The following is a 22,779-nucleotide window of genomic DNA, read 5'->3' as shown; positions in this document are numbered from 1 at the left end:
CAGGCCATATTCGGTGGCATTGGCACGCTCGATCACCTCGTCCTCGTCGTCGAACGGCGTCACCGCGGCGACCGGCCCAAAAGTCTCCTCGCGCATGATCAGCGCCGCGTCTGGAACATCGGTCAGCAGCGTCGGCTGGTAGAACAGCGGTCCGGCCTGATGCCGCTTGCCGCCGGCAAGGCAGCGCGAGCCACGGGCTATGGCGTCGGCGACCTGCTCCTCGACTTTCTGGACGGCGCGCTCATGCATCAGCGGTCCGATGTCAGTCATGTCGTCAAGGCCATTGCCGGTCCGCAGCACCTCGATCCGCCTCGCGAAGGCAGCGCAGAAGCGATCGTAGATCGGCCGCTGGACGTAGATGCGGTTGGCGGCGAGGCAATCCTGGCCCGACGTGGCGAATTTGGCGTCGATGGCGATGTTCACCGCTTTGTCGAGATCGGCATCGGCAAAGACGATCAGCGGTGCGTGGCCGCCAAGCTCCATCACCAGCCGCTTCATGGTCGGGGCGCTCTGCGCGGTGATTAGCCTGCCGATCTCGGTCGAGCCGGTAAAACTCATGGCGCGGACGCGTGCGTCCTCGCACATGCGCCCAACGATCGTCGCGGCCTTGCCGGTGACGATGTTGAAGACACCCGCCGGCAGCCCGGCGCGCTCGCCAAGCTCGGCTAGCGCCAACGCCGACAGCGGCGTTTCCGAGGACGGATGCGCGACGACGGTGCAGCCGGCGGCAAGGGCCGCGGCCGCCTTGCGGGTCAGCATGGCCGAGGGGAAATTCCACGGCGTGACGATGCCGACGACGCCGAGCGCCTCGCGTCGCACCATCATTTCCGCATTCGCCAGATGGCTGGTGACGCTCTTGGCGTTGAGGCGCTTGGCTTCCTCGGCATACCATTCGACGAACGAGGCGGCATAGTCGATTTCGCCGAGCGATTCCTGCAAGGGCTTGCCCTGTTCCAGGGTCATCAGCAGAGCGAGGTCGTCTTTCGCGGCGATGATAAGCTCGAACCATTTTCGCAGAATTCTTGACCGCTCCTGCGGCAGCAGCGATCGCCAGGCCGGAAAGCCCCGGGCGGCTGCATCGATCGCCTTCGTGGTCTGGCGCGCATCGAGCGCGGCGACGAAACCAACAGTCGTGCCGGTGGCCGGATCGGTGACCTCGAAGCTCTCCGCGGCCTCACTCGCCGTCCATTGGCCGTCGACATAGGCGAGTTCGCGCAGCAGCCGGCGGTCGGCGAGGCGGTCGAGCGCTTCATGGCGGTTCTGGCGGGCGAAATGCGCGGACATGATCGAAGCCTCCCGGTTCGGACTGATGCGGGAAGACTATCCGCCACGGGCAGACAGCGAGGCTGTTTGGGCGTCCGTCCGTAGAGAGACTCTCTCTATTGTGCCGTCGACGCAGACGATCTCTCCGACCCTAGGCCGATGCCGGCAACAACTCGGCCACGGGCAGTGTGATTTCGTCCTTCACGGTCTTGGTGACGATGTAGGTGAAGTAACAATCTATGCCGATCTCGCGGTCGAGCAAGCCGTCGACAAGGCGCTGGTAGGCGTCGATGTCGCGCGCCATCACCTTCAGCACATAGTCGACGCCGCCGCCAACCGACCAGCAGGCGATGATCTCGGGGATGTCGCGGATGACGCGCTCGAAGCGGTCGAAATCGGCCTGGCGATGGCTGGCTAGCGTCACCTCCATCAGCACGGTGGCGACCGGTGCCAGGACACGCATGGCGACGCGGGCATGGTAGCCCGACACGATGCCGGCCTTTTCCAGTTTGCGCAGCCGCATCCAGCAAGGCGTCGGTGACAGCCCCACTTTTTCGGCCAGCGCCAGCTTGGTGATGCGCCCGTCTCGCTGGATGGCATCGAGGATTTTGAGATCGATCGGGTCGAGTTTCGATGCGGTCATGGTTTGATTTTCACTTTCCTGACTATCGCCGCGCTCACACTAACAGTTGTGTATACCGTGACATATCCATTCTGCGGTCCCGAACCACCGCAAACTGCGAGCAGAGAGCCTACGCGTGCTCTATTGGCCGAGCTCTTTGAGCCCGCCCCCGTTCCGAACACCACGAGACTGACAAGGTATCAACCTAGTCGGGCGGCGCGTTATGCTGGCGGAGGCCTAGCAGATTTTGACCATCAGCCGCTTTTGGCGAGTTTTCTTAAGCCGCCGGCTGCATAGCCGCCCTCAGCAGCATGCCAACAGATTGCGTGGCCCATCCGAATGGGCGAGCAGGTCGAGTTCTTCATAGAGACCGGTTGCCTGGCTGCGGGTTGGGCGGTCCATGATACGGCGACCCATCAGGCCCGCCGTCAGGTCGACCATCAGCGTCGAGTTCGGCCAGATCCTCGGCCAGGCGATAGGCCTCGCGGATGTGGCGGCGCTAGCGGCCCTCTCGTCGATATGCACCTGCCGCTTTCGCCTTCACCGATGGTACCGTCATAATCATACCGGTTACAAACTCATCCAGTCGGGCAGCAGTCACGCGTCACGGTCGGATCGATGCGGAACGCGCCAGCAGTCCAATTTCCGGCCTGCCGCATGCACCGTCGTCAGCGCCGGTTGCAAGATAATCCGCTACCAGTCCCGTTGGTACACCACGTAAAACGCCGGGCATCGGACACCTATTGTCGTGTCTGTCGAACCCGCGATACACCGTTTTCGCTTGGGTGCCTGCTGAAGTCCGAGTCAAGTCATTGAACAAACTCCTAAAATATTCTACGGCTCCTTCCGCGCAATTGGCATGACTTTTGAAGTCCTCTTCGTGAAACCTGACGCCAGGCGGTACTGGTGTTCGCATGGAGGACTCGAATGGTCAGTGATAGCCAGAGCTTCTCTTTGGTGCACGACGTCCAGTTACCGCGAGTGACATTCCGAAAACCCTCGGGCAATCATGCAGCCGATGTGCAGGATCTCATCGCGCTCTGCCCGGAACTAGACCGCAACTCGCTTTATTGCGGGCTCCTGCTCTGCACTCATTTCGCCGACACTTGTGTGCTCGCGGAGCGGGCCGGCGAGGTGGTTGGCTGGCTGGCGGCCTATCGGCAACCGAGCGACCCATCCACGCTATTCGTCTGGCAGATTGCCGTGCATCCCGCGGTGCGCAACACGGGGCTGGGCAAGGGACTGATTGTCTCAGCCCTCAGCAGGCCATCTTGCCAGGGTGTGTCGCACATCAAAGCCACGGTGACGCTGAGCAACAAGGCGTCCAAGTTTTTCTTCACAACCGTGGGTCGGGATCTGGGCGCGCCAATCCGGCAAGCCCTGCAGTTCGACCGAGAGACCCATTTCAAGGGAAGGCACGATAGCGAGTACATGATTGCGATCGGTCCTTTCCATCACTCCCCCAGCCCTACAAGCATTCCCGCAGGGTCAATCAAGCCGCATGAGGAGACAAGAATGACTGACCGAAGTGCATCAGATGGCAGGGACGAATTCGCTATTTTCAACCATCTTGAATCCGAAGTGCGCAGTTACTCCCGTAGTTTTCCCGCAATGTTCGCGAACGCAAGAGGGGCTCAGCTGTTTACGCGAGATGGGACAGCCTATCTCGATTTTCTCATGGGTTGCTCAACCCTAAACTATGGACACAATCCGCCTCAGCTGAAGTCCGCGCTTGTGGACTACATTGGCAGTGACGGCATTACCCATGGTCTCGATTTGTTTACAGAAGCCAAGGAGGCTTTTCTGCGAGAGTTCCACGAGACAATCCTTAGGCCGCGACAACTCGACTACGTCGTACAGTTCCCGGGTCCGACCGGCACCAATGCGGTCGAGGCTGCCCTCAAGCTAGCACGCAAGATCACTGGGCGCTCCAATATCATAGCTTTCACCAACGGCTTTCATGGCGTGAGCCTCGGCGCTCTATCCTGCACCGGCAATCGGCACCATCGCGCAGCCGCCGGCCAACTTCTTGGCGCTGTAAGCAGGCTACCCTATGACGGCTATCTTGGATCCAACGTAGACACCGCCGATTACCTAGATCACCTGCTCTCGGATCCCTCCAGCGGAGTGGACGCCCCAGCGGCGGTGATTGTCGAGACAGTTCAAGGCGAAGGTGGTCTCAATGTCGCGGGTACGACATGGTTGCGCAAAATAGCAGGCATTGCGCACAAACACGGAGCCCTGCTCATTGTTGACGACATTCAGGCGGGAATTGGCCGGACGGATGCATTCTTCAGCTTCGAAGCAGCGGGACTTCGTCCGGACATCGTCACAATGGCCAAATCAATATCTGGCTATGGCCTGCCTATGGCGCTCGTACTCATTGATCGAAAACTCGACAGGTGGGAGCCAGGAGAGCACAACGGAACGTTCCGCGGCAACTGCCATGCTTTCGTCACCGCCCGAGCGGCCCTAGAGCACTTTTGGCGAACGGACAGCCTGGCAGCATCCCTCAAGGACAAAGGCAATCTGGTGAAGAGTCGCCTTGATCAGATCGCGCAGAAGTACGACCCAAGTCGAATGTCAGTTAAAGGTCGCGGTATGATGCGCGGAATAGATCTGAAGTCCGGCGAGATTGCCGGTCAGATTGTTAAAGCCGCATTCCAGAATGGACTCATTATCGAAACCGCTGGTCCGAAAGACGAGGTCGTGAAATGCCTGCCGCCCATCGTCATTGGGGAGGATCAGCTTAACCAAGGCCTCGACATTCTCGAGGACGCTATCGGCAGCGTTATCGGCAGCGCAGTGAATACGCCAGCAGAGGAGTAATCATGATTATCAGGGATTTTAACAAGGAGAAATCGACAGCCCGGCGGGTCCAGACCGAGGGCTGGGAAAGCGTGCGGCTACTCCTGAAGGACGATGGGATCGGCTTTTCCTTCCACATCACCACGATCCGTCAGGGCGCCCAGCTCAAGATGCACTATCGGAATCACTTTGAGGCGGTCTACTGCATCTCGGGAATAGGCTCTATCGAGGATTCACAAGCCGAGGAGGTCCATGTCGTGCAACCGGGCATCATGTACGCACTCGATAAGCACGACGCTCACCTCCTGTGTGCTGAGAGCGAATTGGTATTGGCTTGCGTCTTTGTCCCTCCCTTGGTCGGCAGAGAGGTGCATGACGAGACCGGCGCTTATCGTCTGGAGTCAGAGACGATTTGATGCCGCCAAGGGAAGCTCAAATGTGTGTGGTGGACGGCAGACGCTGATTGTGTCAGCGGCGCTCTTCATGGCTCACGGCGAAACGTCCCTGTCGAGCGCCGCGAGCCTAAATTAAGCTGATTTTTCAGGGGCGGCGAAACCGAGCCAAATTTAGAGCGCAAGCATCCGGTGGCGCATCACGGTCTGCCTATTACACGCATCGTCGGCGGGCCTGTTGCCTCATATGAATCTGCAGCGATTCCGGCGTTGATGCGCACTAGCCGGTTACGAGCGGCCCGAGCCAGCACAGCAACAAAATCGGGGAAGAGGACAGCAGCTTTCTATCACGACTACTTCGCGGCCGCGTCCTGCTCGTCGAAATATCGCAACAGATTCATGCCGCCACGCACGATGTCACGTTCGATCGCCTTCCGAGCCCCCTTCTTATTGCGGGCTCCGAACGCTTCGATCAGCGTTTCATGCTCTTCCGCTCCGATATAGTCGTTCTCGGCCTGCTGGTAGTAAATGTTGAGGATAGGGCCCATCGATACCCAGAGGCTTTCTATCTGAGCGATGAGCATATCCATCTTTGACAGCCGGTAGACGCTGAAATGGAACTCGCGGTTTGCGCGGCGTGCCCGGTCGGCATCGCCAGACGTTTCACCAGTGACAAAATCACGGTGGACTTCCACGAGCCTTTCGATATCTGCATCGGAAACATGTTCGACGGCAAGCTCCGCCGCCAGTCCTTCCAGGGCGATCCGAATGAGCCGGACCTGCCAGTAACGCGACCGGGTCAGTTCCGGAACAGTTATGAAGCGTCCCGAACGTAGCTCGAGGGCCTGTTCACTAATTAGCCTGAAACAGGCCTCCCGCACAGGCGTTACGCTGGTTCCCAGCCGTTGGGCCAAATCCTGCATCAGCAGCCGTTGGCCTGGGCGGAAGTTACCCGCGATTAAAGCTTCGCGTAGCGAGATATAGGTTCTTGCTGACAGGCTGCCTTGCTCGATTGGCTGCATCGTATTCATGGGTCACCGCCGCAATGTATGAGCCGCACCAAATCGGCTACGGATTTGATTACGCAAAGCTCTTATATCCTATAAGTCCTGTTGCGAAGCCTGAGAATGGGCGGCCTGCCGGGTCAGCCGAGCGCGTCGAGGATGGTGGCCTCGATTCCCGGCGCGTCCAGCCGGTAGTGCTTGTAAAGATGCGTCGGCGGCGCGATCAGGCTGTATTCGTCGCGGATGCCATGACGTATCAACCGTGCCGGGCTGCCCGCCTCGGCCAGGACCTCCGCCACTGCGCCGCCCAGACCGCCTAGGATGTTGTGTTCCTCGACCGTCAGAATGAAGCGGGAGTGGGCGGCGGCCGCGAGCACAGCTTTGGTGTCGAGCGGCTTGATCGTGTGCATGTCGATGAGCCCGACGGATTTGCCTGCCGCGCGCAGCGCACGGTAAGCCTCCCTTGAGGGATGGACCATCGAGCCACAAGCGACGATGGTAAGGTCCGACCCTTCGCCGTGAACGGTCGCCTTGCCGAATTGGAAGTCCACGACGTCTTCATAGACCAACGGTTCCTGGCCGCGGCCAATGCGGAAGTAGATCGGCTGAGCATGGTTGACGGACGCCTTGACGGCGGCCGCCAGTTGCGGGCCGTCGGCCGGCGCGACGACCGTTAGGTCGGCGATGCTTCGCATGATGGCAAGATCTTCCGTCGCATGGTGAGAGGTGCCGTAGAAGCCAAGAGAAATGCCAGCGTGATGGCCAATCAGCCGCACCGGCAGCGCAGAATAGGCGACGTCAGTTCTGATCTGCTCGCAGCACAGCAGTGCGAGGAAGGAGGCGAAGGTGGCGACGAATGGCATGGCGCCTGTGCTGGCCATGCCGGCGGCGGCCGAAACCATGTTCTGTTCGGAAATGCCAAACTGCGTAAAGCGTCCGGGAAAGTGCCGCGCGAACCGCGCCAGCCCGTTGGAATATTGCAGGTCGGCCGTGCCCACCAGGACCGGATGACCATCTTCGACCAGTTCGATCAGCGCGTTGGCCAGGTAGCTCAGGCCCGGCGCACGCGCGTTGATCTGGCGGTATTGCCAAGAGTCGGGATCGATCGGGCCGTTCATTGTGTTTTGCCTCCACGCTTGATTTCTTCGGCGGCCAAGGCTTCGTCCGGTGGCGCCAGATAGCCCAGATGCCAGCCGGGTTCGGTTTCCATGTAACCAACGCCCTTACCTTTGGAGGTTTTGGCGATGACGCAGACGGGCTGGGCGCGTGATGTCTCGGCCTTCAGCCGTCGCAGCAGCGTCGCGAGCGCGACGACGTCGTGCCCGTCTACCTCGTGCACCTGCCAGCCGAACGCCGCCCATTTGTCGGCCAACGGCTCGATGCCGATGATGTCGTCAACCTGTCCGTCGAGCTGGTATCCGTTGCGATCGACGATGGCGATCAGGTTGCCGGCCTTGTGATGGGCCGCCGACAGCGCCGCTTCCCAGACCTGGCCTTCCTGCATCTCGCCGTCGCCGAGCAGGACATAGACATCGAAGCGTCGGCTGGCCGCGCGACCGCCGAGTGCCATGCCGAGACCGCCGGACAGGGCATGACCGATCGAGCCGGAGCTGAAATCGACGCCGGGCACCTTGCGCATGTCGGGATGGTCACCAAGGGGGTTACCCAGCCGGGTATAGCCATCGAGAACGTCCTTGGAAAAGAAATCCCAGTCGACCAGCAGCGGGTAGAGGCCGACCGCCGCATGTCCTTTGCCCATAAGGAAGCGGTCGCGATCTGGCCATCGCGGATCGCCGCGCTTGAGCCGCATCGCATCGTAGTAAAGCGTGGCGAATATCTCGGCGCAAGAAAACACCGACGAATAATGGCCAACCTTGGCGATCTGGATGAGGCGCAGAGTCTCGAGCCGTACGAACTCGGCTCTATCCCGCAAGAGGGTGATCCGCTGCGCGTCGGGCTGTAAGGCGATGTCTGATTGGGTTTGTGGGATAGGCATTGAGCGTAACTCTCGGGATCTTTTCTATCGACAACTTATAAGTTATAAGATATTTGCTGCTCATGCAACTGCCCATCCCGTCGCGGAGGAGAATTTTGATGAAGAACGAATCGCGCGTGCTGGACATGGCCAGGCACTTTCATTCCCAAACGGATCCGCGCCTGCATGAGCATCATGGTCCGTTGACGATCGTGGCCGGCGAGGGCGCGACCGTCATCGATGACGCCGGCAACCGCTATATCGAGGGGATGGGAGGGCTCTGGTGTGCCTCGCTTGGCTTCAGCGACAGGCGGCTGGCTGACGCGGCTGATCGCCAGATGCGCCACCTGGCCGTCTACCACACCTTCAACCACCGTTCGAACGAGCCTGCCGTCGAACTCGTCGAACAGCTCGCCGCGTTGGCGCCATTCGACGCCGCCCACGTATTTCTGGTCGGCTCCGGTTCAGAAGCCAATGATACGATGGTCAAGCTCGCATGGTATTACCACGCCGCGCGGGGGCGTCCCGAGAAACGGAAGATCATCAGCAGGTTTGGCGCCTTCCACGGCAGCACGATCATGGGCGCGGCGCTGAGTGGGCTGCCGCACATGCATAAGTCCTTCAATCTGCCACCGCTTCCAGTCCTATTCGCAGCGCGGCCGTTCCATTATCTCGATAGCCTGCCGGCAGAGGCAGAGAGTGACTACGCCACGCGCCTCGCTCGGGAGCTCGAGGCCTTGATCCTGGCGGAAGGACCGGAGACAATCGCCGCAATGATCGCCGAGCCTGTCATGGGCGCCGGTGGTGTGCTGGTGCCGCCGGAAGACTATTTTCCAAAGATCCAGGCGGTGCTGCGCAAATACGACATCCTCATGTTGTCCGACGAGGTGGTCTGTGGATTTGGGCGCACCGGAAACTGGTTCGGCAGCCAGACGTTCGCCATGGAACCGGACATGCTTTCAATCGCTAAGGGGCTGTCATCGGGTCATCTTCCCATCGGCGGCGTCCTCATTTCCGATAAGGTTTATCAATGCGTCGCGGATGAGGCCCACAAGGTCGGCGTGTTCGGCCACGGTTTCACCTATTCCGGTCACCCGGTGACTGCCGCCGTCGCCGCCGAGGCGATCCGGATCTACCGCGAGATGGATCTCGTGAGCCAGGCGCGCCGTTTGGGCGAGTACCTGCAGCGTGCACTCGCCGACGCGCTCGGCGACCATTCGCTGGTCGGCGAGGTCCGCGGCTGCGGCTTCATTGCTGCAGTTCAGATCGTTGAGGATCGTGCCGCCCGTCGCATCTTCGCACCGGAGCTGCGAATTGGCGCCGACGTCGAGCGACGGTGCCGTGAGCACGGCGTCATGATCCGCAATATGGGAGACGTGCTTGCAATATGCCCGCCATATATAATCACCCAAAGCGAAATCGACGCTTTGGTCGAGGGCATTCGTTCTGCACTCGACGGCGCCGCTGATGCGATATCCCAGGTCGGTCGGGTGGCATGAGTAGGGTGCTGGCACCAAGACCGGCTTCAGGCGATGCTTACACCCGAGGACCGCTTCGTGTTCCCGCGACCGACGGTGCGGGAGAACCTCACCAGGAGCACAGCGAGAATTGCGGCTCTGAATGCTCGGACGCGCGCCAATGGGAACAGAACTTCGAACTTTACCGCGGCAGCGGAAACGGACCACCCAGCTGCCTGGGACGCTGTCGAACGGTGAGCAAGCAAGGGAGCGGATCATGAGTGGTTTCGCTTACAAGGACGTTGGCGAGATGAGGGTTTATCCGCTGTATTGCGGCGGTGATATAACCGACTGGGCCATCTTCGACCCCTTCGACGCGCGCGTTGGCACCAAGGTCTTCAACCCGTATTTCATTTACGTGGTCACCCATCCACAGGGCAACATTCTGTTCGATAGTGGTCCGCATCCCGATTTACGCACCGACCCACATTCCCGACTGGGCGCCGCGGCGGACTCTTTTAAGGTCGTGATGAACGAACACGATTGGCTGGTGCCCAGGCTGGCAACCCTTGGTATGACGCCCACCGACATCACGCATGTCGTCCAGTCACACCTGCACTTCGACCACGCCGGCGGTCTGGAATGGCTGACGCGCGCCAAGGTCTACGTTCAGTGCGAGGAACTCGCCTTCGCCAAACACCCGCCACCCTATCAGAAGGAGATCTTTGTCGAGAAGGACTTCGATCATCGTATCCATTGGATAGAACTCGACGGCGAGTGCGATCTCTTCGGGGATGGGTTGCTGCGGATTATCCCAACCCCGGGGCACACCAGAGGGCATCAGTCGCTGTTAGTACGGCTTCGCTCGCAACCTGTGTTTCTTTTGGGCGACGCCACCTATCTGGTTTCTAAGATGAGAACTCGGTCTGTGCCGGCAGTGGCTTGGAGCCCGGATGCATTCATGTCAACGTGGGACGCCGTGGAGACTATCGAGCAGACGGAAGGCGCAAGACTCGTCGCCACGCACGAACTCGACTTCGAGACATCCGTGCCGTTGGCACCCCAGGCTTGGTTCGTATAGTTGGGCTTTAGTGCCCGGATCGTTCGAGGCTTTAGGGCCTGCAACGCACAGACTGGCCTCAGATCCTAAAACTGCTTGGAGAGTTGCGATCCGGCTTAGCCTTAGCCTAGCCCTCGCCAGACCCAGGCAATTGCACCAGACTGCAGAGAGACCGGACCCGGCGAACGGCGTCCGGCCAATGCCGGCGACATCGCGAGAGGCGCTGTTCGGCGGCGTAACGGATCCGGCCTCGGGTAGGGGATGTCACAGGTATCTCGATACCAAATGTGTCTGTCGGCGGCTTCGACCTCTAGCGGGTTTGGCTGGACGCATACTCGCCGACGACCCGCAGGTAGGCACCACAAAAATTACTTTGCTTCTTATACCTTATAAGATATAAGGTTCGATATTAAGGCGAAGCACCGGCATGGCAAGCCGCGTGCCGTCAGAGCGTGGGTGACCCCAGACATCGGGAAGCCATCACCGCCGCGGGTATGCAATTTTTGGCGTTTTCATCAAATCTGCAATGGGAGGAAAAAATGGATAGATGGACTCTTGATCGCCGAGCCGTCATGAAGGCAATTCTGGCTGGATCAGCCGCGTCCTGGATTGTTCGTTCAAAGGCGTTTGCCGCCTCGTCATGCGGCGATCACATCGTGCGCATTGCGGCAATAGTTGCACCCGACACTATGAACCCATTTGCCACTTGGGGCGCGTTCTGGCCAACCGTTTACTCTTATGATTACTTGGTGGGTGTGGACGCCCAGCGCCATCCCGATCGGAAAGGATTTGCCAAGGAGTGGTCTGTTGCTGACGACAATCTCACTTGGACCTTCAAGATCTGGCCCGGCATGAAGTGGTCGGACGGCCAACCTGCTACCGCCAGGGACGCGGCGTTCACCTATAACTATTTGCGCGGTTCCATCGGCAAGCCCGACGAACTAAATGTTGGCTGGAATAATACGAGCGGTTTGGAGAACGTCGTGTCGATCAAGGCGCTTGATGACGATACATTGCAAATCGTGACTAAGGCTCCAACCCGCTGGCCAATCGACAATTACATAATGATGGTCCCCGAGCACATCTGGAAGGATGTCTCCTACGCCGATGCGCGCGGCACCTTTCAAAACAAGCCGCCCTTGGTGGGCACAGGTCCGATGATCGTTGCGGAATTCCAGCAGGGCCAGTTTGCCCGCTTGACATCGAACCCGTACTTTCGCAGCGGGCAACCGGGGCTGGCTGGCTTGATCTTCCACTTCTTCGATACGGCAGATCCCATCGCTCAAGGTCTAAAGAGCGGAAGTCTCGATTATGGCGTCAGCTTGACGGCCGCCCAGTGGGCAGACCTCTCGAAGGATCCTGACATCGTGGTCGGTGAAGCGCGCATTGAGCAGCGAAATTATTTGGCCTTCAACACTCTCTCCGGAGAGGGCGCGGGCAGCACCAAGGCCCTACAGGATCCGGCGTTTCGCGATGCGATCGGCTATGCGATCGATCAGAAGGCCATCGTCGATCGCGCTTTCCGTGGGCATGCCGACCCTGGCGTGGGACTGGCCATGCCAGTGGCGACTGACTACTATTCAGAGCTGAACGACATCAGGCGCCATTTCGATCTGGCCGAAGCTGGCCGCCGGCTTGATGCCGCAGGTTACCGGGACGCGAACGGTGACGGGGTCCGAAAGGACAAGGAAGGAAACAGCTTCCAGCTCGAGCTGATTACCGGAACCGTTTCCGGTACTCTTGAAATACCGATCGCCGCCGTGCAGCTGGTCGCAGGCTGGTTGGGACAAATCGGCGTTCCGGTATCGGTGACCCAGCTCGACTCCGGCGCGCTCGGCGCCCGCACGGCAGCCCCAGCCAACAGCGGCGGTCGCTGGGATCTGGCCGTTGTTGCGGATTGGGCATCGCCCTCGCCCCATGATCTGCTCAGGCTGGGTGACTTCAAGCTCGTTGGCTCAGGCGACATTTCCTATTGGAAAAATGAGAAGTTCGATGCCCTCCTATCGGAGGTCGACGTCACCGCTGATCTCAAAAAGACCCAGGAACTGGTCGATCAGGCGTCGCGCCTCATTTACACCGAAGCGCCTTATATCCTTCTCTGTTACCCGCTCGCACTGGAAGCCCGTCGGAAGGATTGCTTCCAAGGTTGGGGAACGCAGGACATCGCGTCTATGTGGAGCTACTTTCCGTTCGATCGCTTGAGGCCGGTTTAAGATGGGGGCCGGTGGGCAGCGAGGGGCGAGCCGGCGCGTTGCTAGCATCCTCCTCAGGGCGCTCGTGACGCTGCTGATGGTGGGAGTCCTGAACTTCATCTTGTTCAGGATCGTTCCGGGCGACCCTGCCAGGCTTCTGCTGGCAGGTGCGCGCAGTAGCGTGACGGCCGAGCAGATGGAGGCGCAGCGCCAGAACTGGGGCCTTGATCGGCCCCTGTTCCCGGACCAGGTGGTCGACTATTTGTCGGCAACTGTCCATGGCGACTTCGGCTACAGCTTCAAGTTCAGGGGCAGGCATGTCGCTGACCTGATATTGGAGCGGTTGCCGGCCACTATCGCCCTTGTCGGTCTAGCGCAATTCATCGCCATCCTGTGCGGGGTCATGCTTGGCCTATACGCGGGTTGGCGAAGAGGAGGGGCCGTCGACCATATCGCCACGGGTATCTCTTTGGCGCTCTATTCTACGCCCTCGTTCTGGCTCGGAATGCTCTTAGTGGTAATCTTCAGCACGGCATTGGGTTGGCTTCCGGGCTACGGTGCATATTCGCCGGGAGCGATCACGGGCTCTCTTGGCTCGGTCCTCGACTACCTGCGGCATCTGACGCTTCCGGTCACTGCGGTGGCACTTGGGCTGATTGGCCAATACGTTGTAGTCGCACGCGCCGCAATGAGTGACGTAGTTACCGAGGACTACATGGTAACCGCGCGGGCGAAAGGACTTACCAACGGTCAAATGCTGATGCGTCATGCGTTTCGCAATGCAATGCTACCGGTCATAACTCTGATTACCCTTAATCTTGGCTACGTGGTCGCCGGTGCCATCACCGTCGAAGCCGTGTTCGCCTGGCCGGGCATCGGCGGGTTGACCGTGGAAGCCCTCAACGCACGGGACTATCCTGTGCTCCAAGGCATATTCCTGTTGCTTGGTGCGTCGATCGTTGTCGCGAACCTGGTAGCAGATCTTGCCTACGGCCTCGTCGACCCAAGAGTTCGGCAATGAGCAAAAGTATTGTTCAATATTCCTTGTCCGGTCGGGCGCGAGCGATAAAAAGCTTCTTGCGTAAATTCCTTGGCCGCGGCGGTGCTCAGGTGGGCCTCGTATGCTTGGTGTTCTTTCTTATTGTGGCCGCGGCACCCAATATTCTGGTAGGGCCGCTACAGACTGCAATCAATGCAACCGGTGATTTCCTCGTACCCCCCTCGGGCGAGCATCTGCTCGGCACTGACGAGGTCGGGCGGGACGTGCTCAATCTGGTCGTCCATGGCGCCCGGATCTCGCTTACGATTGCTCTGCTCGCGACTGTGATTAGCCTGGTCGTCGGGACTACGATCGGCATGACAGCTGGCTACTATGGTGGCAGGGTTGACGTATGGCTGATGCGCTTGACGGATTTCTTTTTCGTCATGCCGTCCTTCGTGCTGGCGCTGGTCATCACGCCCGTGGTGCTCGAGGTGTTGGGGCGGGGCGGAGAAATCCTCGGCTTCCGTCCTTCTCTGTTCGTCATCATTGTCGTTATCGGCATGACCAGCTGGGCCTTCGTCGCGCGCATCGTCCGCAGCCAGACACTATCGCTAAAGGAGCGAACGTTCATTGATCGTGCACGCGTTGTGGGTAGCAGTAATTTCAGCATCATGGTGCGGCACATCCTGCCCAATCTGGTGCCGCAAATCGCGGCCAATGGGGCTCTGGTTGTCGCCGGCGCAATTTATGTGGAGACGTCGCTCTCGTTCCTGGGGCTTGGCGACCCTTTACAGCCCTCATGGGGGACTTTGCTTTCACAAGCTCAGCGCGCCGGCGCGGCCAGTGCTGGAGCCTGGTGGTATCTCGGTGCCCCTGGTGTGTGCGTCCTCACGGTTTCCCTAAGCTTCGTCCTGATTGGCAATGCCCTCGACGACACGTTCAATCCACGGCGAAGGGTCATTCCATGACAAACTCCTCCCAGGAGACGGCTCCCCTTCTTGCAGTCAACGGGCTCTCTGTCGACTATGGACTCAAGGGTGGTTCATTGCGAGCGATCGAGGACGTAAGCTTCGCGCTCGGAACTGGCGAGGCAGTTGCCCTCGTCGGAGAATCGGGCAGCGGGAAGACCACGACCGCCATGGCGATCGCCGGTCTGCTATCGCCCAACGCGCGGGTCAGCGAGGGCGAGGTACGGTATCGCGGAGAGCGACTGCCGATCGATGACGATGCCGCCATGAGGCCGCATCGCTGGAGCGAAATGTCCGTTATCTTCCAGGGCGCGATGAATGCGCTTAATCCTGTTCACCGCATCATCAAGCAGATTGCCGAGCCATGCATGCTGAAGCTCGGCATGTCGCGTGTCGAAGCAAACGCACGGGCGAGGGAGTTGCTCGAACTGGTTGGCATTCCGGAGGATCGCGGCACTGCTTACCCGCACGAGATGTCGGGCGGCATGCGTCAAAGAGTAATGATTGCCATGGCGCTCGCATGTCGCCCCTCGATTATCATCGGTGACGAGCCGACCACGGCGCTCGACGTCATCACCCAGGCTCAGATCCTGAAGCTGCTTGGAGATCTGCGATCCCAGCTTAACCTTGCCCTCATTTTGATCACACACGACCTGTCCGTGGTGGCTGAGTGTTGTGATCGCATGATGATCATGTACTCCGGCCGGATCGTCGAAGATGGCACAGTCGCTGAGATCTTCGCTAGGCCTAGGCATCCGTACACCAAACTGTTGATAGACTCGATACCGAACCCGGCGAACGGCAACAAGATGATCCGGCCAATACCGGGTGATCCCCCCAACTTGGTGAACCGACCTTCAGGATGCGCCTTTCATCCGCGGTGCCCGTCGGCCATGGGGGTATGCGCGACCGAAGTTCCCAGCCTCGATAGGTTCGGACTGGGACGTGTGGCGTGTCACCTTGTCCGGTCCTCGCAAGAAGACAAGGTCGCAGCTCATGCCTGACACCGCCGATATCCTGCGTCTCGAGAGCCTGCAGGTCCATTTTCCTATACAGGGCGGGCTGATCGACCGTGCCCTGGGCCGCCCTGCCAGCGCAGTGCGCGCGGTGGACGGGATCGACCTTAACATCCGACGGGGTGAGATCGTCGCCTTGGTCGGGGAATCGGGAAGTGGCAAGACCACGGTGGGCCGCGTCATCACCAAACTTGCTCAGCCAACAAGCGGCAGATTGCTGTTCGAAGGTCGCGACATCACATCGGTCCAAGGCTTGTCGGCTTTGCGTCCTTATCGTCATCGCGTCCAGATGATTTTCCAGGACGCCTATCAGGCGCTTAATCCGCGGCACACTGTGTTCGATATCGTGGCGGAGCCATTGCGATCACTAAGACTGGTCAAGAACCACGCCGAACTCACTGGCCGAGTCAGCGAAGCACTGGCGTCCGCCGGGCTCAATCCTCCCAGTGATTTTTTTCTCCCGCTTCCCCACGAGCTGTCTGGCGGTCAGCGCCAGCGTGTGGTGATCGCCGGAGCGCTTGCCGTTAGGCCAGAGCTCATCGTTGCGGACGAGCCTGTGTCGATGCTCGATGTCTCAATACGCGCACAGATCCTCCAAGTCCTGATCGACCTGCGCGACAAGCGCAATGTGGCGCTCCTGTTCATCACGCACGACTTGCCGGTCGCCTGGTTGATCGCCGACAGGATCGCGGTCTTGTATCTCGGACGGTTGGTCGAGGTCGGCAGTGCCGACGAGATCACGTTCAACCCCCGTCATCCGTATACAGTCGCGTTGCGGAATGCCACCCCGCAGATAGGCGGCAATACAGGTCGCGCCGGTTCGCCGGCCCTGCAGGGCGAGGTGCCAAGCGCCGCGCGCGTGCCGAAGGGCTGTCGTTTCCATCCGCGTTGCCCCCTGGCCTTCGACCGCTGCAAAGCTGAGGAGCCTCCAGCCTTCGAAGTAGGACCGCACCACAGGTCAGCCTGCTGGCTCGCGAAGTGACAGTCGATGGCACGATGCCACGAACCGAACGCGGGTGCTGCCGAGCATTTTGAAATTTCATTCGCCGTCGCTTGATATCTCTGGGAGGAGCATTTGACGCACCAACTTTATCATCCGTTGAGTACTACCTCTTGCTGCCGGCTATCGCGTGCGGGGCATTACCAGGGTGATGCTATGTGCGGTTCCGGTCGCGCCCCGTCGCCCATCACAAATGTCACCGCATTTGTGGCCAACGACCTGAGGGCAGTATGATGGGAGACGAGGGCATTCCGCCGCTTCCCCTTCCTGAGCCCCGGATCAGGGTGCTTCATGAGGACGTCACGATGGACTGGTTTGGCTGGCTTCGCGACCGGGAGAACCCTGAAGTCCTCGCCTATCTGGAAGCCGAGAATTCCTACGCGGAGCAAGCGACAGCTCACCTGACCAAACTCAAGGCGAAGCTCATCGCCGAAATCGAAGGGCGTCAGCCTCGTGAGAACGCCCCACCAGCGCTCCAGATTGGACCTTTCGAGTATTTCCAAAAAAACGAGCTGGGTTTTCTCCATCAGAGATGGTGGCGACGGCCGGTAGCAGGATATCCGGCAGAGCTTGTAATCGATCCGAACACGCTTGAAGGAGCCGATGCCTTCTATCGGCTCGGTGTATTCGAGCCGAGTGACGATGGGCGTTACGTGGCCTTCAGCTTTGATGTCGTCGGTGATGAGAACTACGAACTAAGGGTTCGGGACATGGAGACTGGCCGGGACGTCTGGCAGGGCTCGATGCAGGTTGTGACGGTAGCTTGGGCCGCGGATGGTCATACCCTGTTTTTCACGCGGGAGCGGCCTGACCTTAGGCGACAAACTCATGAGCTTGTCCGTGTGGACGTAGCAGCTGGGACATCTGAGGTGATGTTCGAGGAGGCAGACGAGCGATTGAATTTGTCGATCAGGCGTTCGGACAGTGGTGCCTGGCTGTTTCTGGATATAAAGGGCGTTCATCGAGGGGCGGTTGAGGTTTGGTGCCTTCCCGCCGACCAGCCGCGCGTTGCGTGGCGCCGTTTGGTGACGCGCCAATTTGGTCACCAGGTCATAGCCGAGCACTGGCAGGACGATTTCCTGTTCCACCTCGATGACGCTGGACCGTATTGGCGCCTCGTACGTGCGCCAATTGACGATCCGTCGCATTCGCACTGGGAAGAAGTCATACCGCACCGGGACGGTTTAATGCTCGAGGAGGTGCATGTACTCGAGCATCACCTGGTTTTGCTGCAAAGAGAGGGCCTTCTTCCTCGCCTAGTCTCGTATGATCGAAGCGGGCGGATCGGGACAACAATCGTTCCCGATGAATCGAGCTGCACCCTAACGGTGGGCGTGTCAGCCGGTGGGCACTGCTCGGCCACACGGCATCAATTCCGGAGTTCGAAGTTAACTTACTCTGTCAGCTCATTTGTGACGCCCGACACCGTCTGCGAGCATGATCTCGCCGATGACCAATCGGCAATCCGGTATCAAGCCTGTATTCCAGGGTATGACGCCGGTGGTTATATGGCGACAGTCGTCCTGGCTGAAGCGGAAGACGGGGTACAAGTCCCAATTTCGTTGGTGGCGCGGCGCGACCGAAAGAGCCCCGGGCCGGTATTATTGAACGTGTACGGCTGTTATGGAACAACGAGATGGCCCTCGTTCTTCGCGTGGCCATCGTTCATGACCGCACGGTTGAGCCTGCTCGATCGCGGATTTGCTTTCGGCATCGTGCACGTACGAGGGGGCGGCGAACTCGGACGCCCATGGCACGAGGCAGCGGTTCGCGATCGAAAGCGCATAACCTATACAGATCTGATCGCTGCTTCGGAAGGACTCGTTAAACAGGGATTTGCCACCCGCGAAGGCCTTGTCATTGAGGGGCAGAGCGCCGGCGGTGGTACCGTGCTCGCCACTGCGGCATTACGGCCCGACCTATTCCGCGCCGTGCTCGCCCAGGTGCCAGTCGCCGACATCCTGGATACCGAGTTGAACTTCACACGACCATACGCGCTACAGGAAACGGCGGAGTACGGTGACCCCCATATTGCGCACGAGTATCATTACTTGCGCAGTTACGACCCGTACTACAACCTCTGCGCCGATCGCGCACTTCCCCCGACATACGTTGACGCTGCGCTCGACGATGGCCAGGTGCTCTACCACCAACCTGCGCGCTACGTGGCGCAGCGTCGGTCCTTTGCGGCAGATCGCGACCCTAAGCTTGTCTTTTGTACCCGGACAGTAGGCGGCCATAGCGGCCCTTTCCATGGGCCTGGACTAGCGGAGCAAGCAGCATTTCGCATGGCCTGGGTTCTCGGCCAACTCCGGTACCCCGATGGCAAAGGGGTTCTGTCGTAAATACTGGCAGACTGATCGACTTCAGCTATGGAGTAAGCGGGGCAGGTGGAGTTCGGCTCGAATCTCATTTTCCAGACGTCCGTTTGCTCGTAGATGCACACAGGCAGGATTTGCCGTGAGATTAAGGTGGTGAGCCATCCAGACGCCCTGGCTGCCGTATTGCGTGAAGAATCTCCGTACGTTCCGTTTCGCCAGGGGTCGAAAACGGTGCGATCGACCAATCGATTAGGTCTACGGCGCGGTCAAGTATCGCCTCGGTCTGAGAATGGCTGAGCGACGCGGCGATGACATGGCCAATCCAGTCTCGGGAATCGCCCTTCCTGATAATCTGCGCCTGGGGTTCAACATAGAATTTGACTTCAGCGATACCGTGAATAGCGGCCGCCCGACTCTCGCCTACGATCGAATCAATGGTACCATCGCGGTCTGGAATAAGGATCCGCGCGGCCGCAAAGCGCGATTGCGTTTTGTGCAAATCCCATTCGTCGCCGATGGCAAGCTTGATATGTTCGCTGACGACATCGACTCCGTAAGCCAACTGGATCAGTTGGGGAGTGGGTGTGCAATGAAGACGTGGATTGACTTCAATGACGACCGGGCCACGCTTCGTCCACCGGAGTTCAATGCCAGTTGGTCCCCAGCCGAGGCCGAGAGCTCGCAAACAGCGAAGCGAAACATCGGCGATGCGTTTATGGTCGTCATGCGTCAGCGGTGCCGGCAAGGTCCACCCACGGAAGACGAAGTACGGAGGATCGCCTACGTCAGCGGTGCCAATGCCGATGACCTCACTTCCCATCATGTCGGCCCAATAATGGGGGCCTTGCGCGAATTCTTCGACCAGTATCCTTGGCGAAGATCGCCAAATGTGCTTCCCGCCCAACAAATAGGTCGTATGTTCGGTTAACTCATCAACTGTGCGGCACAATCGGACACCGCAGCTAGAGCTGCCGACGGCTGGCTTGAGAACCACCGGCAGTCCGATCTCTGCGGCAAAGCGTTCGACGTCGGTCTCATTCGTTGCCAAGCGATAGGCAGGCATTGGAACGCCGGACCCTCCGAGGAGCTGACGTTGAGCGAATTTGTCACGGCACCGTTCAACGGATGCGGGGTCCGGCCCTGGTAGATCGAAATGTTGGCAGAGCTTCCCAACTGTCGCATAGAAGGAGTCACCGGTACCCGTAATCCCGACAATGTGATAGATCGCGCGCAGCCGGGAACATTCTTGGATTAGCGCATCGAGATTGTCTGTATCGACACGGACTACCTTAGTGCCTTCCGCTGCTAGAGAGCTGTATCGAGCTGGATCAGCTGAGAGGATAACTGGATGAAGACCACGACGCTGGGCCGCTTGGGCGTACAGCGGACCAGTATCCCACGGACTAATTTCAATCAGGATGAGCGCTCTTCTTGCCATGGCTGTTTACCCCTATGTTGCGTGCTATGCGTGGGAGCGTTAATGAGCATTGGCGTTGATTTTTCGGTAGTGCGCAGCAGAACCTGCCTGAGTGCATCGACGAACGTACGAATTTCTGCGGTGCTATGGGCGGGCGTGACGGTCACTCTGAAACGCTCGGTTCCCGCTGGAACGCTCGGCGCCAATATTGGCTGAACGTATATCCCATACTGATCCAAAAGCTGACGGGACGCTTCCTTGCAACGGGATGGATCACCGATCAGCACAGGAATGATGTGGCTCGCAGTCGGCATGACCGGAATGCCAGCCTCGTTCAGCAATCCGATCAAAAGGTTCGTTTTCCGGCGCAAAGCAATTCGTTCTGAATCCGAACCGCGAAGATGTCGGAGCGCAGCCAACGCACCCGCCGCCATCGCCGGCGCAAGCGCCGTGGTGAAAATAAAACCGGTGGAGAAGCTTCGTATGCTGTCAACAATGGAAGCTGGTCCGGTCACATAACCGCCCATCGAGCCGAACGCTTTACCAAGCGTCCCTTCGATGATGGTTGGACGATTCATGATGCCACGTTCCGCGGCCATGCCGGCTCCTTCCGGACCGTACATTCCTGACGAATGAACTTCATCCAGAAACGTCATTGCACCAAATTCGTCCGCCACGTCACAGATCTCTTTGATCGGCGAAATGTCACCATCCATTGAATATACTGATTCAAAAACAACAATCTTGGGTCCTGAGATATCTACATTGCTCAACAGTTTTCGCAAATGCGCGACGTCGTTATGCCGGAAGATGCGCTTTTCCGCCCGGCTGTTGCGGCATCCACTGACAATCGAAGCATGGTTGTGCGCGTCGGAAAATATAACTGTGTTCGGCATCAGCGATGCTAATGTAATCAATGATGACTCGTTTGAGCTGAAGCCGGAAACAAAAATCAAGCTTGCTTCCTTATTGTGAAACTCCGCAAGCTCTCGCTCCAGCAAGACATGATAATGGTTAGTGCCAGCAATGTTGCGGGATCCACCCGATCCTGCGCCGTTGGCATCGATGGCGCGCTTCATTGCCGACAGCACTTTGGGGTGCTGCCCCATGCCGAGATAATCGTTAGTGCACCAAATGGTTATCTCTTTTCGGCCATCAGGCCCATTAAGCCAGGCCTTAGGGAAGTTACCAGACTGACGCTCCAGATCGGCAAATTCACGATAGTCGCCGCAGCCTTTGAGTCGCTCGATTCGTTCAGCGAAATATTGGACATAGTCCATATCAATCTCCTGTTAGGAAGCCGTTTTCGGCCCGCTGAGAGCCGCTTCACAGCGCGAGTGCGCGCCGCCATCGCCCGTCGCATCCCCAATAAGCATCACCCAATTTGATCTTTGATTTGCCCGCTTGATCTTGCGCGGATCCGGTTACCGCAACCAATTAAAACAACATTATCCAAAGCTCAAGTGAAAAGTATGTTACGTTTGTAAAGTACTCGTTACAGAAACAAGTCATATCTTCACATTTGATGATACGGTATATATTTAATAATTTCTCTTACGGGTTCAATTTAGACCGCAAGCGCGAGCCATGGGCGAGCTGTAACAGAGACGAGGAGAATTCCGATGGGGGTCATAGAGATGCAGCCCGGTGAGATGGGTAGCCTGTCCGCTCGGGTTTACAACAAGGTGCGGGAAGCCCTAATCATCGGTAATTACACCCCGGGCGATCGCCTCGTCATGCAGCATCTCGCGGAGCAGCTCGGAACCAGCATCACGCCGGTGCGCGAAGCTTGTCTGCGACTGGTTAGCGAGCAGGCGCTCGAATTGCGCTCCGGCAGGTTCGCCACGGTGCCAGACCTTAGCCGTACCCGCTACATCCAGATCAAGCTGATCCGCATGGCGCTTGAAGGGCTAGCGACAGAACGCGCTGCCGACCATGTTACTCCCGCCGATCTCGAACAGCTTGAGAGCTTCCGCGCCTCATTGGTAAAAAGCGAAAAGGCTGTCAATCTTGAGGAAGCGCGATTTTACAATCGCTCTTTCCACTTCGGCGTCTACCGCCTGTCGCGTATGCCGATGCTGATCGGACAGATCGAAACGATGTGGGCCTCGATGGGTCCAATCCTCAACGTCTACTACCGGGAAATTCATAGCGGCTATTCCGGCGGGGAAGAACATGACCATCTCATCGAGGCCTTGAGGACTGGCAACAAGAAGAAAGCACGCGGGGCGATCGAGAACGATATCAAGCGGGATTCACTTAGTCTTCTGCGCTATTTCGAGGAGCGCGGTTCCGACTGAGC

18 protein-coding genes and 1 pseudogene are annotated in these 22,779 nt (G+C 58.9%); 11 read left to right on the top strand and 8 right to left on the bottom strand.

From position 1 onward, the window contains the following. The 3 genes from ACWGS8_RS33020 to ACWGS8_RS33010 all read right to left on the bottom strand — a co-directional run. Positions 1 to 1,284, bottom strand: a 1,284-nt coding sequence (locus ACWGS8_RS33020; RefSeq protein ID WP_454584860.1) for an NAD-dependent succinate-semialdehyde dehydrogenase, incomplete at its 3' end; no start/stop codon positions are given. 130 nt (positions 1,285 to 1,414) lie between these two features. Continuing rightward, the gene (locus tag ACWGS8_RS33015) at positions 1,415 to 1,906 is read right to left on the bottom strand and encodes an Lrp/AsnC family transcriptional regulator (RefSeq protein ID WP_454584859.1); all 492 of its coding nucleotides are present in this window, start codon (positions 1,904 to 1,906) and stop codon (positions 1,415 to 1,417) included. A gap of 282 nt (positions 1,907 to 2,188) precedes the next feature. Next, on the bottom strand, positions 2,189 to 2,326 hold the full coding sequence (locus tag ACWGS8_RS33010; RefSeq protein WP_454584865.1) for a hypothetical protein: 138 nt from the start codon (positions 2,324 to 2,326) through the stop codon (positions 2,189 to 2,191). A 486-nt stretch (positions 2,327 to 2,812) separates the two neighbouring features. Between ACWGS8_RS33010 and ectB the strand changes: the two genes are divergently transcribed. Then, complete coding sequence (ectB, locus tag ACWGS8_RS33005; RefSeq protein ID WP_454584858.1) at positions 2,813 to 4,714, top strand: diaminobutyrate--2-oxoglutarate transaminase; 1,902 nt, start codon at positions 2,813 to 2,815, stop codon at positions 4,712 to 4,714. Positions 4,715 to 4,716: 2 nt separating this feature from the next. Continuing rightward, positions 4,717 to 5,109 (top strand): ectoine synthase, encoded by a 393-nt coding sequence (locus ACWGS8_RS33000; RefSeq protein ID WP_454584857.1) that lies wholly within the window; start codon positions 4,717 to 4,719, stop codon positions 5,107 to 5,109. Between the two features lie 329 nt (positions 5,110 to 5,438). Here ACWGS8_RS33000 and ACWGS8_RS32995 read toward each other — a convergent pair whose 3' ends face one another. The 3 genes from ACWGS8_RS32995 to ACWGS8_RS32985 all read right to left on the bottom strand — a co-directional run bounded on the left by ACWGS8_RS32995 (position 5,439) and on the right by ACWGS8_RS32985 (position 8,085). After that, positions 5,439 to 6,116, bottom strand: coding sequence for a GntR family transcriptional regulator (locus tag ACWGS8_RS32995; protein WP_454584856.1), 678 nt, complete (start codon positions 6,114 to 6,116; stop codon positions 5,439 to 5,441). Positions 6,117 to 6,229: 113 nt separating this feature from the next. Beyond that, positions 6,230 to 7,207: a transketolase family protein gene (locus ACWGS8_RS32990; RefSeq protein ID WP_454584855.1), complete on the bottom strand. Its 978-nt coding sequence runs from the start codon at positions 7,205 to 7,207 to the stop codon at positions 6,230 to 6,232. Further along, positions 7,204 to 8,085: a transketolase gene (locus tag ACWGS8_RS32985; RefSeq protein WP_454584854.1), complete on the bottom strand. Its 882-nt coding sequence runs from the start codon at positions 8,083 to 8,085 to the stop codon at positions 7,204 to 7,206. The genes ACWGS8_RS32990 and ACWGS8_RS32985 overlap by 4 nt, the downstream gene beginning before the upstream one ends. Before the next feature lie 98 nt (positions 8,086 to 8,183). Between ACWGS8_RS32985 and ACWGS8_RS32980 the strand changes: the two genes are divergently transcribed. The 8 genes from ACWGS8_RS32980 to ACWGS8_RS32945 all read left to right on the top strand — a co-directional run bounded on the left by ACWGS8_RS32980 (position 8,184) and on the right by ACWGS8_RS32945 (position 19,084). Beyond that, entirely contained in the window at positions 8,184 to 9,563 is a 1,380-nt protein-coding gene (locus ACWGS8_RS32980) for an aminotransferase (protein WP_454584853.1), read from the top strand. Between the two features lie 235 nt (positions 9,564 to 9,798). Next, entirely contained in the window at positions 9,799 to 10,602 is an 804-nt protein-coding gene (locus tag ACWGS8_RS32975; protein WP_454584852.1) for an N-acyl homoserine lactonase family protein, read from the top strand. A 551-nt stretch (positions 10,603 to 11,153) separates the two neighbouring features. Further along, the gene (locus ACWGS8_RS32970) at positions 11,154 to 12,794 is read left to right on the top strand and encodes an ABC transporter substrate-binding protein (RefSeq protein ID WP_454584851.1); all 1,641 of its coding nucleotides are present in this window, start codon (positions 11,154 to 11,156) and stop codon (positions 12,792 to 12,794) included. 1 nt (position 12,795) lies between these two features. Continuing rightward, on the top strand, positions 12,796 to 13,794 hold the full coding sequence (locus tag ACWGS8_RS32965; protein ID WP_454584850.1) for an ABC transporter permease: 999 nt from the start codon (positions 12,796 to 12,798) through the stop codon (positions 13,792 to 13,794). Continuing rightward, entirely contained in the window at positions 13,791 to 14,723 is a 933-nt protein-coding gene (locus tag ACWGS8_RS32960) for an ABC transporter permease (RefSeq protein ID WP_454584849.1), read from the top strand. Before ACWGS8_RS32965 ends, ACWGS8_RS32960 begins: the two co-directional genes overlap by 4 nt. Beyond that, complete coding sequence (locus tag ACWGS8_RS32955; protein WP_454584848.1) at positions 14,720 to 15,727, top strand: ABC transporter ATP-binding protein; 1,008 nt, start codon at positions 14,720 to 14,722, stop codon at positions 15,725 to 15,727. Before ACWGS8_RS32960 ends, ACWGS8_RS32955 begins: the two co-directional genes overlap by 4 nt. After that, on the top strand, positions 15,720 to 16,721 hold the full coding sequence (locus ACWGS8_RS32950; RefSeq protein WP_454584847.1) for an ABC transporter ATP-binding protein: 1,002 nt from the start codon (positions 15,720 to 15,722) through the stop codon (positions 16,719 to 16,721). Before ACWGS8_RS32955 ends, ACWGS8_RS32950 begins: the two co-directional genes overlap by 8 nt. A gap of 248 nt (positions 16,722 to 16,969) precedes the next feature. Next, positions 16,970 to 19,084 carry a prolyl oligopeptidase family serine peptidase gene (locus ACWGS8_RS32945; RefSeq protein ID WP_454584846.1) on the top strand — a complete coding sequence of 705 codons (2,115 nt, stop codon included), beginning with the start codon at positions 16,970 to 16,972 and terminating at the stop codon, positions 19,082 to 19,084. Positions 19,085 to 19,205: 121 nt separating this feature from the next. On the opposite strand, the gene ACWGS8_RS32940 is transcribed toward ACWGS8_RS32945, so the two are convergent. Then, positions 19,206 to 20,498, bottom strand: a complete 1,293-nt coding sequence (locus tag ACWGS8_RS32940; protein WP_454584845.1) for an ATP-grasp domain-containing protein — start codon at positions 20,496 to 20,498, stop codon at positions 19,206 to 19,208. 71 nt (positions 20,499 to 20,569) lie between these two features. Further along, positions 20,570 to 21,757, bottom strand: a pseudogene (gene hemA / locus ACWGS8_RS32935) (5-aminolevulinate synthase); the annotation flags it as partial. A gap of 342 nt (positions 21,758 to 22,099) precedes the next feature. On the opposite strand from hemA, the gene ACWGS8_RS32930 reads away from it, so the two are divergent. Continuing rightward, on the top strand, positions 22,100 to 22,777 hold the full coding sequence (locus tag ACWGS8_RS32930) for a GntR family transcriptional regulator (protein ID WP_454584844.1): 678 nt from the start codon (positions 22,100 to 22,102) through the stop codon (positions 22,775 to 22,777). Positions 22,778 to 22,779 lie beyond the last annotated feature (2 nt).

This window comes from Mesorhizobium sp. 43Arga (genome assembly GCF_053714255.1).
Note: the sequence above shows the minus strand (reverse complement) of the source record. Positions and strands in the feature narration are given on the sequence as shown.